The organism is Bacillus mycoides (genome assembly GCF_001757995.1).
In the GTDB taxonomy this organism is placed as follows: domain Bacteria; phylum Bacillota; class Bacilli; order Bacillales; family Bacillaceae_G; genus Bacillus_A; species Bacillus_A mycoides_B.
This window is the reverse complement of the sequence record NZ_LXLV01000096.1, coordinates 1-18,061: the sequence shown is the minus strand read 5'-3', so window position 1 is coordinate 18,061 and position 18,061 is coordinate 1. Positions and strand designations below refer to the sequence as shown.

General features: G+C 33.2%; 12 protein-coding genes and 3 pseudogenes. 2 read left to right on the top strand and 13 right to left on the bottom strand.

The window, feature by feature from the left end; translation table 11 throughout:
• Nucleotides 1-640 precede the first annotated feature (640 nt).
• From BWGOE10_RS28405 to BWGOE10_RS28395, 3 genes and pseudogenes are all read right to left on the bottom strand, one after another.
• Complete coding sequence (locus BWGOE10_RS28405) at nucleotides 641-1,879, bottom strand: glycoside hydrolase family 5 protein (protein WP_070143914.1); 1,239 nt, start codon at nucleotides 1,877-1,879, stop codon at nucleotides 641-643.
• Between the two features lie 714 nt (nucleotides 1,880-2,593).
• Nucleotides 2,594-3,166, bottom strand: a complete 573-nt coding sequence (locus BWGOE10_RS28400; RefSeq protein ID WP_070143915.1) for a tyrosine-type recombinase/integrase — start codon at nucleotides 3,164-3,166, stop codon at nucleotides 2,594-2,596.
• Between the two features lie 235 nt (nucleotides 3,167-3,401).
• A pseudogene (locus tag BWGOE10_RS28395) lies at nucleotides 3,402-3,578 on the bottom strand (IS6 family transposase); the annotation flags it as partial.
• Between the two features lie 117 nt (nucleotides 3,579-3,695).
• Here BWGOE10_RS28395 and BWGOE10_RS28390 point away from each other — a divergent pair.
• Entirely contained in the window at nucleotides 3,696-4,328 is a 633-nt protein-coding gene (locus BWGOE10_RS28390) for a hypothetical protein (protein ID WP_070143916.1), read from the top strand.
• Nucleotides 4,329-5,009: 681 nt separating this feature from the next.
• Here the strand turns inward: BWGOE10_RS28390 and BWGOE10_RS28385 are convergent.
• From BWGOE10_RS28385 to BWGOE10_RS28350, 10 genes and pseudogenes are all read right to left on the bottom strand, one after another.
• Entirely contained in the window at nucleotides 5,010-6,551 is a 1,542-nt protein-coding gene (locus BWGOE10_RS28385; RefSeq protein ID WP_070143917.1) for an S-layer homology domain-containing protein, read from the bottom strand.
• Between the two features lie 559 nt (nucleotides 6,552-7,110).
• Nucleotides 7,111-7,755, bottom strand: a complete 645-nt coding sequence (locus tag BWGOE10_RS28380) for a hypothetical protein (protein WP_070143918.1) — start codon at nucleotides 7,753-7,755, stop codon at nucleotides 7,111-7,113.
• 236 nt (nucleotides 7,756-7,991) lie between these two features.
• Nucleotides 7,992-8,177 (bottom strand): annotated as a pseudogene (locus tag BWGOE10_RS30710) (IS6 family transposase); the annotation flags it as partial.
• Between the two features lie 130 nt (nucleotides 8,178-8,307).
• Entirely contained in the window at nucleotides 8,308-10,398 is a 2,091-nt protein-coding gene (locus tag BWGOE10_RS28375; protein WP_070143919.1) for a right-handed parallel beta-helix repeat-containing protein, read from the bottom strand.
• Nucleotides 10,399-10,480: 82 nt separating this feature from the next.
• A pseudogene (locus BWGOE10_RS32260) lies at nucleotides 10,481-10,543 on the bottom strand (N-acetylmuramoyl-L-alanine amidase); the annotation flags it as partial.
• A gap of 360 nt (nucleotides 10,544-10,903) precedes the next feature.
• Nucleotides 10,904-12,322, bottom strand: coding sequence for a 2-isopropylmalate synthase (locus BWGOE10_RS28370; RefSeq protein ID WP_070143920.1), 1,419 nt, complete (start codon nucleotides 12,320-12,322; stop codon nucleotides 10,904-10,906).
• Entirely contained in the window at nucleotides 12,319-13,383 is a 1,065-nt protein-coding gene (locus BWGOE10_RS28365) for an alpha/beta hydrolase (protein ID WP_070143921.1), read from the bottom strand. The genes BWGOE10_RS28370 and BWGOE10_RS28365 overlap by 4 nt, the downstream gene beginning before the upstream one ends.
• Nucleotides 13,384-13,397: 14 nt before the next feature.
• Entirely contained in the window at nucleotides 13,398-13,835 is a 438-nt protein-coding gene (locus BWGOE10_RS28360; RefSeq protein ID WP_070143922.1) for a DUF441 family protein, read from the bottom strand.
• Nucleotides 13,836-13,850: 15 nt separating this feature from the next.
• Nucleotides 13,851-14,717 carry a HesA/MoeB/ThiF family protein gene (locus BWGOE10_RS28355; RefSeq protein WP_081338146.1) on the bottom strand — a complete coding sequence of 289 codons (867 nt, stop codon included), beginning with the start codon at nucleotides 14,715-14,717 and terminating at the stop codon, nucleotides 13,851-13,853.
• A 13-nt stretch (nucleotides 14,718-14,730) separates the two neighbouring features.
• Complete coding sequence (locus BWGOE10_RS28350) at nucleotides 14,731-15,579, bottom strand: HesA/MoeB/ThiF family protein (protein ID WP_070143923.1); 849 nt, start codon at nucleotides 15,577-15,579, stop codon at nucleotides 14,731-14,733.
• 485 nt (nucleotides 15,580-16,064) lie between these two features.
• Between BWGOE10_RS28350 and BWGOE10_RS28345 the strand changes: the two genes are divergently transcribed.
• Nucleotides 16,065-17,474 carry an amino acid permease gene (locus tag BWGOE10_RS28345; RefSeq protein ID WP_070143924.1) on the top strand — a complete coding sequence of 470 codons (1,410 nt, stop codon included), beginning with the start codon at nucleotides 16,065-16,067 and terminating at the stop codon, nucleotides 17,472-17,474.
• The last annotated feature ends 587 nt before the right edge of the window (nucleotides 17,475-18,061 follow it).

Sequence of the window (18,061 nt, the reverse complement as noted above, 5' to 3'; positions counted from 1 at the left end):
CTTTTAGTGTGAATAATAGTTTAAATAATTGGTAGTCTGAATCCCCAAAATAACGACTTGATTTTTCATTTCATATAATCAACTTAAATCTATATATTTATATATGGGTATTTTTATAGTTATAACACGAAACTAGGGCTTCTCCCACAACTAAGACCAATAGAAAGAGAATCCAACACAAATTTTTCTTCATAATTGTTTAAATCGATATTGGGGAGCGTTTCAAACAAATATCGAAGAGAATGATGAGGACTTAAATTGTTCTCTTTTGCAGTTTCAAGCACACTATACATAATAACACTCCCTCTAGTACCTTCGCAAAAATATAATTTAAATAACATAAATAACCTTTAATGTACAAAACAATAACATTTTGCTTTATATCCCTTTTGTTTTCTATGAAATTCACAAGTCTTGCAAAAATCCTGATTACAAATAAAAAAGATTTTAAAACACAGAAGTCCTTTTTTATGTTGGTTTGGAATAAAGTTTGATCGAAACTCAGGAGTTTTACCGTGACAGCTTTACCTAATGATGCAAAACGGTGCAACTTTTTTGCAAACAGTTAAACTTTATTCAAAACAGTACGACTTTATTTCAAAGCAACAGCTGTATCCCTTCACGTTCCTAACACCCTATATTACTTAGTAATAGTTGATTGTAAATCATTTTTTATTACATCCCAAAGTGGATTATCTTGATGTACTGGTATCCCCTCTTCATCCCATTTTATTTTTCCTGTTCCTAATTCATAATTCATTCCTGTCCAAGTATCTTCACGGAATGCATAGAATGATTTGTGCCATTCCTTTTGATTGAATATAGAAATTAAGTCTTGCATATATTGAGGGGCTCCTGGAACGGTACGATTAATTCCAAATTCCTCAGCCATGATTCGATTAGATGGTACATGATTTTTCTTAGACCAATTTTGAACAGGCTGTAAGAATTTATTTAATCCTTGTTTATTCCACATTACAGGTTTCTCTAAATCCCCTACTTTTACAAATCCCGGATATTGATATTCCTTGTTTTGTTTTTCACCTTGGCTCGTTAATTCATATGGCTCATACATATGAAATGCATAAAGTGTTTTTTTATCCTTTACTGGTTTTAAATATTTAAAGGCCCATGGAGTAGCATATAAACCTGAATCTAAAATAATCGGTGTTTCTTGGTCCACTTCACGAATGGAATTAATGACCTTTTGATAAAATCTATTTAAATCAGCTGTCGTTCCTTTCACTTTTTCATACCATTTCTCGTAATCTTCCGTCCAAAAATCATTATATCTATTATTCTTAGATGTTTCTGGATGTGGCTCATTGATAATGTTGTAACCAACCACAGCAGGATGATCTTTTAATTCAAGGGCAAGGTCCTTCCAAAATTGGCTTGCTTGCTCTTGATACTTCTCTTCTTCCCATATTCTGTCGTCATTCTTGTTATTATTAAATTGACGCCATCGATCACCAGGTAAAGATAACATTGTAAGAACAACTTTCATTCCTTGCGATTGTGCGGCATCTAAATCCTCTTTTAATTTTTCTAAATCCTCCTTTACTAATCCCTGATAGTCATCTGCATTACCTATCAGAAAATCCTTTCCAGAAGTATCTGGTTTATCCTCAAATAAAAAATCTTTATCTTTTGCCCATTTATCCGGTGCTAAACGAACATATTCAATATTGGCCTCCTTTGCACTTTTATAATTCTCAGGTAATGAAGTACTGTTCATAAAATTAGTACCTGTTCTTTTGGAATTCCAAAAATCCATTTTGGAATCTGCACATTTGTAAGTTTCAGCTTTCACATTCATTTCCTGCATCCCTAAGCTCATCATGCCCATTAATGCAATTATTGGTATGATTTTCTTCATAAATTCTCCTTCTTTCTATATTATGTTTCAAAAATATATAATAAATCACTTTTGTTACAGGAAAGTGACAATTTCAAAAAAACATATTTTATTGATCTATAGAACTCTTTTAGGAATTTGAAAAAACATAAAATTCTTTCCTTTACTTACCCATATCTTATATTTTGTGTAACTGCCTCGAACTCTAAATACCTTGGTAATCTTAATTTTATAAACATTTGATTTTGAGTTACACAACATAGCCATCAAACTAATATTTTAAAGTGTCACCAAAACGAAAAAGCTAACTACTTATCTAAAAAAAGATAAGTAGTTAGCTTTTTTGGATACTATCGATAACAGGAATTATGTGAATAAAAAGTCCCACCAGACTAGAGGGGGCCCGCCAACCAAATAACATAAAGCCCACGTTAATACATATATTAGGGGTCATCATACATGCCCATCAAGCTAAGATAAATTAATACCCCAAAACGATAAAATTGAGAATTTTTCATTTTTTTGATTTGGGAATTATATCTCTTAATTAGATAGTACCAGGTACCCCACACGAAAAAAGCCGTTCTCCTATAAAAATATATATTCAATATAAGAAAACCTTTTATTATCTATTTGTAAGACTTGGGGGTTATCCATTTTCTTAGGTTGATGGCGATGTGCGTCCTACCCCATAAACGATTCAACTTTATTTCAAATCCACATTAAAAATTCAAATTAGATTCGGAATGTATCAAGTACATTATCTTTTTCTTCTTTATTAATTCCAATGTATCTTAGTGTAATTTGTGGTGTACTATGATTCAATATTTCTTGTAACATAGCAATATCCTTTGTTTGCTTGTAAAACCAATACCCAAATGTTTTACGCATTGTATGAGTACCCAAAGATTCGACTCCTGCAAAATCTCCGGCTTTTTGTAACTTTCGATACGCTTGAATTTTACTAATGGGCTTATCACCTTTTCGAGAAGGAAATAACCAGTTACTTTTTAAATCTTCAGCGTATGGAAGCACTTCCTCAAAAATGGATGTAATATTTATGATACGCTCCTTTTTTGTCTTTCCTTCTTTAACTCTAAATTCTTTCCGTTTTTTTCGCTTCAGTTTTAAAATTTCATCCGCTTCCATTTTAAGTAAATCACTTACACGTAACCCAGTATTAATTCCAATCAGGAATAAAATATAATCACGATCTGAACAATGACGTTTAAGAGACCATTTCATATCTTCGAGCTGTTCTTTGCTTCGAATTGGTTGTACATCAATTAAATGTTGCTTTTTATTCATCTACTTTTCAATCCCTTTATTTTCATTAATTTGAATGTATACTTTTTTATATATTTTTAGGATATCAATAAAAATAGATTAAAGTCAATGTTTAAGGGGAAATGAAAGTAAACTTTTGGGTTTTGAATCATTTATAGCTAATTTTGTAATAAATTTATCAATATTGATATAACGGTTCTGGTGCGAAAATACTTCACTAGAAACATAGAACGGCAATATCCTGTTAACGAGGAGATTAAACAGCTAATCCAAACAATTTATGAATGAATTTAACTTCATTTTGGGCAGATTTCACTCTTTGGTGAAGTTGCCTTTTTTTCATCATATGCATAGCTTCGATGCCACTTAAAATTAATGTAGCTGTACGAAGTGACTTCAATCCTAACATAGAATGGACTCGCTTTTTTATGAACCCTCATAAATTTCTGGAATTGAGGGTTACTATTAATATATAATTTATTTAAAATAAAGGTAGTGAAGAGTAACTACTCTTCACCTGAAATAAATATAAAGGAGAATTATAATAATAATGACTTTTCCCAATAATGTTAACGGTAAGTGTGAGTATTCAATAATAGAAATTAGATGTTTACCCTATAATTCTGAAACAATAAAATTTCAAAACGACTTTGTTCTTATTTGTAGTACATATCTTAATAAAAATGATAAAGCACATGGTCATACTACATTTGAAATCCAATCTATAAAAGAATTATCTTATACTAATTCACACGTTAAAGAAGCAAAAAAGTTTGCATTCAAAGGTGGTACTTTAAGGATTAATGATTTTGTAAACATGATTGAGGTGAAAACTGATTATGATACAAAGATTATAGCAAACCTTTCTTACCAATATTCTAAAGATCAAGAGATGGAATATATACAAAATAAAGACTTACTCCTATTTTCTACTTCAGTAGGAATCAAAGGTTCTTTTTCTAACGTCCCTTATCTTTATCTACCACCAGAATTTAAGACCTACATAGACTACTATGATGCTCATCAAGAATCTAAAATTCTCCATGATGCTTTTTATACTTTGTGTCGAAGCACAAAAGAAGATAGTGAATTCATTGAACAATTTAAGGAACTACAAGATAAACAAAGTATTTTAGAAAAAGATTTATATGATCGTTATTTACAAAACACATATAAGGACTAAATGAATTTCTTAAACTATCCCCACTTCCAGCTTGTTTAGAAGTGGTCGCTTCCTAAATTCACCTATCTTGCGTGTTTATTTCTATACAAGTACAAGAACTAATCATGAATTAGGCTATCTCGTTAGTTTATATAGTTCGGTGAACTACTCACCACCTATGCTAACGCTTAGAGGTGGGAGCTTCTCAGTTCCATGACGAACGTACTCTTTCATCTGGCTGGGCGTTACTTCGGACTATTCCTGCCTTAGATATTCAACGAATGGAGATTCTTTAGATACCTTGATTATTTTACGATTGGAAGGATTTTCTTGGTTTTCGCAGTTTCTTTGTCTACTTAACCTTATATAATCACTTGTTAAAGGACACTTCATAACTAGATGATAACAATAAAACGTATGTTTTATTATGAAAAAAAGTAATTCATCTCCCACCTATTTGTTGGTGCCATGCACCTACATACAAATTGAGGAGAGAGAGGAATTACCTAAATTTGGTTAAAATGATTACATGCTGTAAATATACACATCAGATGAACAAAACAAATAAAATAAAAAAAAGAATCCCATATCATATAGGTTTATGGGATTCTTTTTTCATCTAGTACTGGTCCATTGTTACACAGACCTCAATTAATCGTTTGTGCATTGTTTTATTTTATTAATAAACTACATAGATTCATATTAGCGTTTGATATCCGTTAATATTTTCTGATATCCCATTGCTTTCGGGCTACCGATCTGAATTTTATTTGTTAACTCATTATTATAGATTGTTGTTGCTTTCGCAAATTGATTACGATCCCATTGGTGATCTTTAGCAATTTGTTCATCAGATAAATTATAGTATGAATAAGTTACACGTCCTTCTACATCTGGAATTGGATCATCGAAGGTTGTATCAAGATGGTACCATCTCCCCTCAATTTTCACTAGATTCCAAGCATGAGGTTGTCCATTTCCAGTCCCTGTTACAATATGACCTTCTACTCCTGCCTCTTTTAACAATTGATAAGTTAATAATGCATATCCTTGACAAACAGCAGAACGGTTTGCTAAAGCTTCATATGCCGTATAAGCCTGGAAAGAAGTATCATAAGAAACATGTTTTACGACATAATCATGAATCGCTTTTACTTTTTCATGTTCATCCATACCAGCTTTAACAATAGAAGTGATAACTGATTTTGCTTGTGTCTTTACATAGTTCATTTGCTCTTTTGATTCACGGTATGTAATTTTTAATGTAAATACATAATCTCCTGGAATACCACGAATAGAATATTGTGTATTTGCGATGTTATATTTCATGTATTCATTTGAATCAACTGTCTCATCATATGCTTTAACAAGCGTATCCATAACTTCTCTAATATTAGATTGTTTAGATTTATATGTTATAGTTATATCTTCTTCATGATTATTAATATAATTTTTCATGTCTTTTTTATAAGCTTCTAATAGTTGTACCTCAGTTTGTACACTCGTACCTTCATTATTTGGTTTTGTCACATCAGGATTTTGTGTATTAAATTGTTCCATATAATTTAATGCATTAAATAAAAACTGTGCATACTGTTCACGAGTTACAGTTTTATTTGGTTCAAAACCTCCATTACCTGTACCTGATGCAATTTTATTCGACTGTACGGCACTAATAGCGTCCTTCGCCCATGAATTATCTGGTACATCATTAAAAGTATGTTTACTTAACACAGGAACTTTAAAAGCATTCTTGATGACCTGTGCCATTTCTGCACGACTTAATGATTCTTTTGGTCGAAATTCCCCATTTTGATCCCCTTTAAAGACTCCTATGTCTGTCAAAAATAGAATCTCTTCTAGGAACATTGTTGAGTTTTTATTAATGTCCTTATATGGATTTTTAAGCTGAGACCCATCTTGCATAATATAAAAAGAGTTGTCCTTATTAAGAGTGCCTCCTTTTTTAGCAGGAGCTAGCACACGATAAATTAAAGCTGCCACCTGTTCACGAGTAGCATTATCTCCCAGGCCAAACATTCCATTTCCATATCCCCCGATAATATTACGATTAGCTAAGCTCGTAATGGCATTATTTGCCCAATGGTTTTTGGGAACATCATTAAATACAACTGAATTTCTCCCTGACTGGACTTCAGCTTTTACGGGATCACTACTTGTTCCTAACAATGCACCTCCTACCATCGTTAATGATGTTATTGATTTTAATAGTTTTTTACTCATAAATTCTCTCCTAATAATATATTAAAGTAATTAACTTTACTTCACTAAGTTTATTAAACAAGTGGTATCTTTTAACTAAAATTTACAGATTTACGATACGAGAAAGCCCCTGCAGGACTTAAGTCCGCCTTTAAGCATAGGATGAAAGTATCGCTTTTGCGTAGCAAAACATGTTAAAATGGCTTCAAAGTCATGCAAAAGACTCTAAAACATAAGGAGAACCAAACAATCTGTACGGTATGGTAACAGCCCCTTAGCCCATGAACCTATACGGTCTGTCATGGGAGTGGTGATAGCACATCGCAATCTTGCACGTCAGCGATACCAGAAATGGACTTCGCCTTTGGTAGCAAGAATCCCACTGACGTATGTCAGCTTGCCCCTTTAGGGGTGGAAGTGTCAAAAATGTACTATGAAAGACTTTTAGATAGATATGGTCTAGGATACTACAAAATACATATATAGTTTTATGAATTTATGCATTTTCTTCATTTTTATAAACAAATAGGTGTATTTTGTATAATATTTAAAGGGTTTTTGATGTTTCTATGAAAATAAATCAAATTTTCTTATATTGATTCCGTAAAAAGCTATCATACAAGATAAGAGATTTATTCTTTTGTTTTTCTTTTAAAATTTCAAATTGATTAATGAAAGATTCTGAACAATCATGTTCTTTTATGAAATGTTCTAATATTGAGTAAGCGGTGTGAAGAACTTCAGAATCGTGCTTAGCCTGATAATATTCTATATACTTCTTAAAATCCGGAGGAAGATATAAATAAGGAATATTAGACAATTGCCCCTTTGGCCCTTCAGAAATGGAAAATAAGAGTAAATCTTGCTCTTGTATATATTCCCTCTCTTGATCGCTATGATATTGATAGGAAAGTCTCGCTATGAATTTCGTATCATAGTCTGATTCCGCTTGAGTAATTGTTACAAAATCATTTATTTTCAAAGACCCACCTTGGTATACAAACTTCTTAGCATTTTTTACATTTGGATTATTATAAGACAGTTCTTTTATTGATTGAATTTCAAATGTAGTATGACCATGTGCTTTATCATTTTTATTAAGATAAGTACTACAAATAAGTACAAAATTATCATAAAAATCAGGTACTGTAGAAATACAAGGTAAACATTGAATTTCTATAATTGAATACTCATAAGACGTATTGATGTTACTTGGAAAAATCATTTTATAATTCTCCTTTAAATTTATTGCTCATGCCATATAATCGATCTTCATGAAAAATAGAAAAGCCATTATCGATTTGATAAGGGCTTTTCACCTGCTTTTATATAGAATAAAAATCAGATGCCTATAGAAGTATAACATAAAATTTAATTAAAACAATGTGGTTCTGTTGCAAAGTTTTAAAAAAACATAAACAGGTTGGTAAATGCGGAACAATGTTTCGGAAGAAGTTAGTTCCAAATTTGATAGATGAGATTTCCATATTCATGAACCCATCGCATGATGGTTGTTGGGTGAACTGAAATACCACGTTCTTTCAGCATTTCAGAAACATCGCGATAACTTAAAGAAAAACTACAGTAGTACAGGGCGGCTACTAAAATAATAGCTTTCTTGAATTGTTTTCCTTTAAAGTATCTGATGTGGCGTTACCCCACATGCATAAGAACATAAACGGTATACTACACGGATGCATTTGGATTGAATACAGAATTTAAACTTAATGAACTTGTGGATGTAGAATAAAAAAGGGCTGACTCGAAAGAGCCAGCTTTAATTCGCAGCAGGTAAATTGATATTTGTAAAGGTGTTATTCGAATTGATGAAGTTACGAATATGATTTTTATTTGTGTAATATTTTAAATTCAATGGTGCTGTTCCTGTATAAACAAATCCATTGTCTTTTAAAATTAACTCGTTTACTCCCGCTGCTGCCCCTGAAGCTAAGAGAGCAGCGAATGCTGGATTATCAATAGTAACATTGCATTTCTCTACTATATAAGTTGTATATGGACGATTTGTATCAGATAAGAATAAATTATTTTTCGTATTAATGGAGATAGCACAGTCTTCCAGTGTAGTGTATGGTACTTGATTATCCACATTTGTAATACCAACTTCGCACGTTGTATCTATAAGTTTTGATTTAGTAACTCTAATATTCATTGGACGCCCACTAAACAAATGATTTCTTAACTCGCAATTAAGAAATTCTGACCTTGTGAACTCACAAACGTCTACATTTTGAGTATTAGGGTTTTCTGATCTGACTCGTAGATTTTCGAATTTACAACTATCATATTCTTTAACTTTAAACGTCATCTCTCTTTGTGTTAAAACCGATTTAAAGGTACATTTTCTTATTTTATTTGCTTTTATCCATGGTGTGGTAGTCGGATTTTCTGTAAAAATAATGTGATTATTATCAAATGTGCAATTATCTCCCAATGTAACGAAATCAGGATTTACGTATTGATTGTTAGATAAAGAAACCCTATACGAATCATTAGTTAAATTCATATTACCGCCTGTAAAACTATTTTCTATAATATTCACAAATGCCGCACTAAAATTAGAAGTCATGAGTCCAATGTTATTTTGACAGTTGTATAAGAAATTATCCTTAATAGTTGCATGCATTAAGGAATAAAGATTAATCGCTAGGTAGTCTATATTGTAAATATGATTATGTTCTATTAAGACATCATAGCAACCAACTAAAATGCCGTGATAACTCCCGTAAATTTCGTTATCTTTTATGGTACAGCTTGCTCCGTATGAATCTTCCATGTTTATTGAATAACGAGTTGGATCGTTGAAAATAGGTTTCCCATCCAAAAACCTAACCAATCCTTTTCCGTTATCGCGGATTTTATTATTAATAACTTCGTTGTAATTCCCCCCTAAAGTGATACCACCCCTATGACCATTAAAAACCTCGCATTTTTCAACAGTGTTATGGTGAGGGATACCACCAAACATAATTGTATATTGCAGATTCTTATTTACATTGTTTTCATTATAAAATTGAAGTCTAAATTTCATTGCGTTAACTGGGATTGAAATATCTGTATAGATTCTTCTTTTCTTCATAACCCCTATGAATTTGTTGTTATTATCGTAAAAGAAGATATCCAAGTCTTTACTATTTAAATTTGTTGTTCTAGCGTATCCTGCACCAGCTATAAGAAAGGAAGTAATCTTTGGTGTTAAATCTTGAGGTATGTTTAACATCTTTGTTGTGAGTGTATTCGTAGAAGGAATAGGTTGTCCAGTGTTGTAATCTAAGGTACTCAAAGTAAGACCTTGATCAAATTCTCCATAATCAAATATCGAGTTTGAGCTAAATGAAATATTATCGCCCATATAATCGCGAACCTTACAATTTTTCACAGAACAATAATTTGAACTTTTTTGAAAGAGAATACCATACGTATGCTCCATTGCTACTTCTAAAGGATTAGAGAAACTTCTGTCGTCCCTACATCCAATTATTGTTCCAACAAATAAATTAGAATTGGTGACTTTACTAAATACGATACTATTCCCTTTGAAGTTGTAATAATCAGTAGTTGTTCTATTGTCAAATGGCGATTTTTTATTAGAATCGTATATAACTTTTAATGTTGATCCATTTAAATTAAAATCCAAATCGGAAACCATAACAATCTCACGTGGGTAACATAGAGCGTATTTGCCTTTTGGAAGAATAACTTCAGAGTAATTATTAGATGCTGCAAATTGTAACGCATTGTTTATCCCCTGAATATTCTTATCAGCTTGTATATAATCTGCATCTACATAGGGTTTAGTAGGTAACCCTTCTTTTATGCCCCACTGATTTAATTCAATTAAATAATCCAATTATTATCACCTCTTAAATTTCTTAATATAGTATATTCATTGATAACATAAACCGTCCCCTAAAAGGAGATGGTTTTAAAAATCATTTCACATATACATAGGCTTCATTTGCAGTAACGTAATATGTTTTGCCTTTGCTATTGTGTGGTGCTACCCCATCGCTATCAAGCTAATATTTTAAAGTGCCCCCAAAACGAAAAAGCTAACTACTTATCTGAAAAATGATAAGTAGTTAGCTTTTTGGGATACTACCGATAACAGGAATTATGTGAATAAAAAGTTCCACCAGACTAGAAGGGATGCCGCCAACCAAATAAGGGGGGCACGGCAACGATTCTTTCTTTTTGGGGCCATTCAAAAAACAGATAGAATCCAAAGAACACATTGAATCCTATCTGTTTTTTATTTTTTTACATAAAGAACATTGAGACTGCTTATACTCTTATCAGTCAAATGGTTTACTAAAACATCATCATAACAAAAATAAAAACTTTTTTATATTTAATTAATATACAAACACTTTTGATGAGTTTTCCTCTAACAAACTAGAATTATAATTAGGTGCTAGTACGATGTTTGTATATGTCCCTGTACCCGAAAGGTATTTGTACCTATGTTTTAACCCCGATGGAATAAAAACAGATGCTGGACTTTCAATTATTTGCAATTCTCCTTCAATTTCCACTTCACATAAGAGGCCTGTACCATCTATTCTATTCCCCCAAAAAATAAAGGCACTATCACAATGATGTGCGTGAGTATCTACATGTCCTTCTAAGTTCTCATCCATATGGGCATCGTAAAATACACGCTGTATTACATAAAATGAAGCACGTTCATCAGTTCTATAATCCATCTGTACCCAACGCTCTCCTGGACCATCACGATGATATAAAAGCTCAGATGCTCCTTTTACAAATGGTTTACTAACTCGGAGAGACCTTGAAAGCCGAGGCCCTTTTCTTTCTATACGTTTTTGTTGTATGTTCCTTACTCTGCCTATCATTTCAGGTTGAATACCCTCATATGCTGAGTAATTCTGCTGAACAGCTTTTATATGATAGGATGCAGTATGAGTAAATATATTCTTTCCAATAATCGGTCTCCAATGATCTACTTGACAACCAGTAGCTAATTGGAGAGATTGCGTCAATTCAGGAATCATCTGTAGTTTAAAGCACTGTAGATTACGCTTTTGAGATAAAAATACTGATAAATTTAGCAAATCAACAATCCCAGCACGTTCACCTATTCCGCACAATGTAGCATCAATGACAGATGCCCCTGAATCAATTGCAGCAAGAGCATTTGCCATGGCTAATCCTAAATCATTATGAAGATGAACTTCAATCTCACAAGGGAATGTCTCAACAGATTTCTTCACAATTGTCGCACACTGACCTGGCTCCCAAATTCCTACAGTGTCTGCTAAACTGATTCGATCTGCTCCAGCTATATGTGCAATCTGTCCAATGTAGGCGATATCTTCCCATTCCGTTCGTGAAGCATCTTCAATAGTAAAACGGATTTTCATTCCTAAAGATTTTGCTTCTTCAATAGCATGTTTCACCTGATTAATAACATACTCTTTTGATCGATTGGTATACTTTGTTTGTAAAGAAATAGAATTAATAGACGCCCAGATTCCTATCCAATCGGCACCAGCACGATAAGCCGCATGAACTTCTTCTTTTTTCGCCCGAGCATGCATAAGTATTTCGGCGTGCTTTGCAGATGCTGCAACTTCTCGGCAAATCTCTTCTTCTTCTTCAGAGATGCCAGGGTGTCCAACTTCAATAAGACTTACTCCAAAATCCTCTAACATGTGAAGTAATGTAATTTTGTCTTCCTTGGAGAAACGAATACCACATTGTTGTTCTCCTTCACGCAAGGTAGCATCTAATATTGTTAAACCCTTTTTCATTCCTGTTTGCCTTCTTTCGCTTCTATAAAGTTTAATGTTTGTTCGAATAGGGTATTACGATTCTTTTCATAAACAGCCCAGTGTGTTGCATCAGGGATTACTACTTCTTTTTTTTGTTTTGTACTTGTTAATTTTGACATCATATTTCGGTCTGCAAATATGTCATCTTCTCCGTAAATGACAAGTAATGGAGTGGTAATCTTAGATACATCATATAGGGGCTGATTTTTCCAAATATAAAATAAATCTTCAAGTGGACCAACTGGTCGACGAATCGTTTGATTATTTTTCTTACTCATAGGATCTGAATCAATAAAAACTTGTTTTACGGCATCCATTGCTTCGTCTGTAACAATTTTTTTATTTCCCATCATCATATGCCAATGATGCATTCCTTTATCAAAGTCCACCATTTGATAAGCTGGTGCTTCAGGATTAAACTGATTAGGTTGTAGTGGGTTTTCTAAAGGCTGTGTCATCATAGGAAGTGTGAACCCGTGCATATACCCATATAAAATAAGTTTATTAATATCTTGAGGATGGGATATTGCATAATTTCCAGCCACAACACCTCCATATGACCATCCAACAATATGAATTCTTTTTACGTTTCTCTTCTTTTTAATCCAGTTTACAATTGTTTCTAAATCCTTAGTTGCATCATTCAAATGAATAACCGGACGGTTTTGGGCAGGAGGATCTGACATTTCTTTAGGGCGAGAAGAACGACCAAACCCTCTGAAATCCATAGCCCAAGTATCATACCCTTTTCTGGCATACTCATCCATCCATGAAAATTTTGGTACATCAAATGCTTGAGCTGTAGGTACACTAAATGGTTCTAAAAATAAGATAATTTCATCAGATGTATACTGTTTTTTATTATTTAAGTTTTTATGAAGTAAAAATAAATTTTCTTCTCCTTGCTGAATTTCTAATTCTTGTTTTACCACTTTAGAAGTTTGATCATTTTGAGAAGTTTCTTTGATATTAGAACAACTAGACATAAGTATTATCAAAAAAATCCCTACTAAACTAATGTATGTCCATTTTATCTTCATTTAGAATATTCCTTTCATTTCATAGAAATGATAGCTATGATTCCCGCCGCAATAATTAATCCGGCTGGTAATCCTTTTGTAAATAATACGGCAATAAGAGTACCTATTAAGACACCTAACAATATTGTAGGATTCATAGGTAGAACTCCTACACCTTTTCCTCCTATGTATGACACAGTAAAACCTGCTAGAATGGATCCTAATCCGATAGGAGAGGTAATTAATTTTATTACGTTTTCACTTGTAATCTTTCCAGATGTGATTGGTACTAAAAGGAATAGCATCAGAAAGAAAATACCAATTGGAAAAGAATATTGTTGAATAAGATGTAATAAAGTTTTTTGTCCAACAGTAAGTAAAACTCCTAATAAACAAGCCGCACCAGCTAGCGCATAATCCTTAACAAGCAGAGCGAGTGTAACAATAATCCCCAGTAACAAAAAAGGAAGCATATTCTCTTACCTCATCTATAATGTTGTATAATCCCAACTATCATTTTCAGGTACAGACACATGTACCATATTTTGATTTGCAAGGTTAATTTGTATTAAATTTGGACTTATTACAGGTTTTAAGTCTTCTCGATTTATTATAAATTTAAATGCTTCAAAGCTTGCTAGAATGCCTATGATATTCGCAACAGGAGACAGTACCGACCATGGGCGATCTTTTTGCACATAACTATTTGCCCATTTCTCATCCGCACCATGCTTGACAGAATGAAGAGCACGTCCATCTTTTAACTCATGAATTTTATTCTGCATTTCTGGTGTTAGCTCTTGTTGATAAGATGGATATCCTAACACAATTTCATAGGGCGTAGAGTTAGGAGTTAAAGACATGACGCCACCTCTAAAAGGGGGGGTAACTGCAATCCAAATAGAAGGGATTCCTAGTTTCTGAGCTGTACGATGGATAATTACTCTCGCTACTAAATTATCAGTTGCATCTATAATGACATCTGTATTCGTTAGAAGTTCTAATGCATTGTCCTCGGTAACAAATTCTTTTGTTATCTCTACTTGTAATAATGGATTAATGTCTTGCAAAATTTCTAAAGCGACCTCTGCTTTTCGCTGTCCTAATTTACTGATGGAACTTAGCATTTGTCGATTGATATTACTTGCTTCAAATACATCTTGATCAATAACATGTAAAGAACCCACACCCATTCGCGCCAATTGGATAATTGTAATTCCTCCTACGCCCCCTGCTCCAACTACAGTAACTCGAGAATTTTTTAATTTCTCCTGCTCCTCTACAGAGATAACACCAATATTTCGCGTAAAACTTTCTTCATATATATTTTGCATATCATTATTTTTTGTTAACAAATTGTATTCCTCCTTACAGTGTTTTATAATCCCATCCACCTTTAGGGGCTTCTTTTACTTGAACCGGGATATGACTATCTAAATCCATTACAATGCCTTTAGGCGCTCTAGCTAGAGGTTCACGATCAGTTAAAACTTGTATTGCTTCATGAAAACTAAATAGTGACAATAGATGAGCACGCATCGGCGTGATAATCCATCCTGCTTTTCCATCACAAAAATCTTGCGCCCACTCTTTTGGTGCGCCTTTCTCCACAGAATACCAAGCTCGACTTTTCTTTATATCAGCAATCTGTTGTCTTAATTCTTGATTTGTTAATTTGCATCCGACACCTGAGATGTTTAATGCTTCTTCATAAGGAATTCCGGTTGGAAAAAATGTAGAAACAAATCCTCGTGTTGGGGGGCTACCTGACATCCCCACACTTGGTATGCCTAATTCTCTAGCTGTTCTATGTATAATAACTCTTGAAGGCATATCATCTACGGCTTCTACTACAATATCATGCCCTTTTATAAGCTCGATTACATTATCTTCATCTACTCTTGTTTGTATAAAATTTGTTGATATATAGGGATGTATATCTTTTACAACCTGTTCTGCAACTTTTGCTTTTGGTTCACCTATAACACTAGAAAGCGCTAACATTTGTCTGTTAATATTAGAAACTTCAAATTCATCAGGATCAACACCGGTAATATGCCCTATTCCCATTCGCGAAAACAGAATTGCTTCATATCCACCTACTCCCCCTAGTCCAAAAATAATGACCTTCTTATTTCGAAGACATTCTTGTTCCTGTTCAGAATACACACCAATATTCTTCTTAACCATTTCCCAATAATATGAATCCATATCCATTTTGAAGTCTCCTTTATATGTAGTAACCATTTCAAAAAATAATTCCTGTATATAAAAATAGTCTAGAAGTATGTCGTTTTTGTGTGCTATTTGTAAAAAAAATAAAAAACTTTCAATTCTAATTTTTTTAACAAATGAATATATCTCCAATTATTAAAGAACTAAATAAATATAGAAAATTTTTTTTAGTTAACAGAAGATGTCTTCCGTTAACTTATTAAACTTAATATTATAGGAGTCACCATATCATTTCGAGAAAATTGTACGCTAAGGAATTTATAATCGCAACAAACCTTGATTTCATAGGGATATAAATATTTCCCTTAAAGGCATATATTTGGAACAAATGGATTGAGCGAAAAGAAATAAAGTGATACTTAAAATATTTATTTGAATAAAAATGTGAACTACAATGATTCGACATTATACGACAAAACGATGTAATTTTTCAGAATATTAAAATAACCATAAGATGAGGTATCTATATGAATCTATTTCGAAAAAAATCTATTTCAGCATTATTAGCACAGTCAGAACAAAAAGAGGCATCTTTAAAAAAAGAACTCGGTGCTTTTGATCTTACTATGCTCGGGATCGGCGCTATTATCGGAACTGGAATTTTCGTTCTTACCGGTGTTGCCGCAGCAGAACACGCAGGACCAGCACTTGTTTTGTCGTTTATTTTATCCGGTTTAGCCTGTGTATTTGCAGCATTATGTTATTCTGAATTTTCATCTACTGTACCGGTATCCGGTAGTGCTTACACTTATAGCTATGCAACATTTGGAGAATTGATCGCTTGGATTTTAGGGTGGGATTTAATTTTAGAATATGGATTAGCTTCCTCAGCTGTTGCATCTGGTTGGTCAGGGTATTTACAAGGACTATTAAGTGGATTCGGTATTACATTACCTACTGCTTTAACAAGCGCATATAGTCCTGAAGCGGGAACATATATAGACTTACCAGCAATCTGTATCATCTTTCTAATGACGTTGTTATTAACAAGGGGAGCCAAAAAATCAGCACGCTTTAACGCTATCATGGTAGCTATCAAACTCTTTGTCATCTTACTATTTATCGTTGTTGGAGCTTTCTATGTAAAACCTGAAAACTGGACACCATTTATGCCATTCGGCTTCTCTGGTGTAACAACTGGAGCTGCAACTGTATTCTTTACTTACATCGGATTCGATGCTGTATCAACAGCTGCTGAAGAAGTCAAAAATCCTCAGCGAAACATGCCAATCGGCATCATTGCTTCTTTAACGATTTGTACGATTTTATATATTGTTGTTTCATTGATTTTAACTGGAATTGTACCTTACGATCAGTTAGGTGTGAAAAACCCTGTTGCATTTGCACTACAATACATTCAACAAGATTGGATTGCTGGTTTCATTTCTTTAGGAGCAATTACTGGAATTACAACTGTATTACTCGTTATGTTATATGGACAAACACGTTTATTTTACGCAATTAGCCGCGATGGCTTACTACCAAAAGCACTTTCTCGCGTAAATAAAAAAACAATAACACCTGTTATCAATAGTTGGATTACTGCCACTATGGTTGCTTTCTTTGCTGGTTTCGTTCCTTTAAGTAAATTGGCTGAATTAACAAATATCGGTACATTATTCGCATTCAGCGTTGTATCAATTGGAGTAGTTATTTTACGTAAAAAACAACCAGAACTACCCCGCGCTTTTAAAGTGCCCTTTGTACCATGGATTCCGGCTTTAGCTGTTCTATTCTGTGGATACTTAGCATTACAACTCCCAGCAACAACATGGATCAGCTTTGCAATATGGCTTGTAATTGGACTTGTTGTCTACTTCAGTTACGGTTACAAAAATAGTACGCTACAAAAGGAACAAAAAGAAGGCGTGGCATAATGAAAAAGCTGTTGTCCCATTAGGACAGCAGCTTTTTCCGTTCTGGTGCAAAAAATAATGTCATTGTATACAATGACATTATTCATAAATAAAGGACGTGTACGACGATAAAAAAACAGTGGATTTTAAATGGAAGCATTATGAACCGGAGATTATTCTATTAGCGGTTAGATGGTACCTGCGGTAGGGGCACGAAAACGATTATAGGTTTCAAGAGTCACTATGGAATTAAAACTCTTAAGTTGATGGAGCCTTGCTTATCCACTTACTGTTGAAATATATCGCAATATATTTCCTGACTATTGGAAATTCATAATGATTAGTAAAACACACACTCTTTAATTTGTTTTAGTAAAAAATATACTAAATATAAATCATGCTAAAATAAAAACCTTAACTTCCAATAGGCCTCACCATACATGCCCATCAGCTTAAGAGAATTTGTATCCATAAAACAAAAAAACGCCATCCCTCCTATTCTCTTTTTTTACCCTCCTATTATCTAAATTGTACTAAAAAAGTATTGTTCTAGGATACAATAGAGTCAAAAGATGTGATATTAGAATAGCTCGAACCATTGATATATC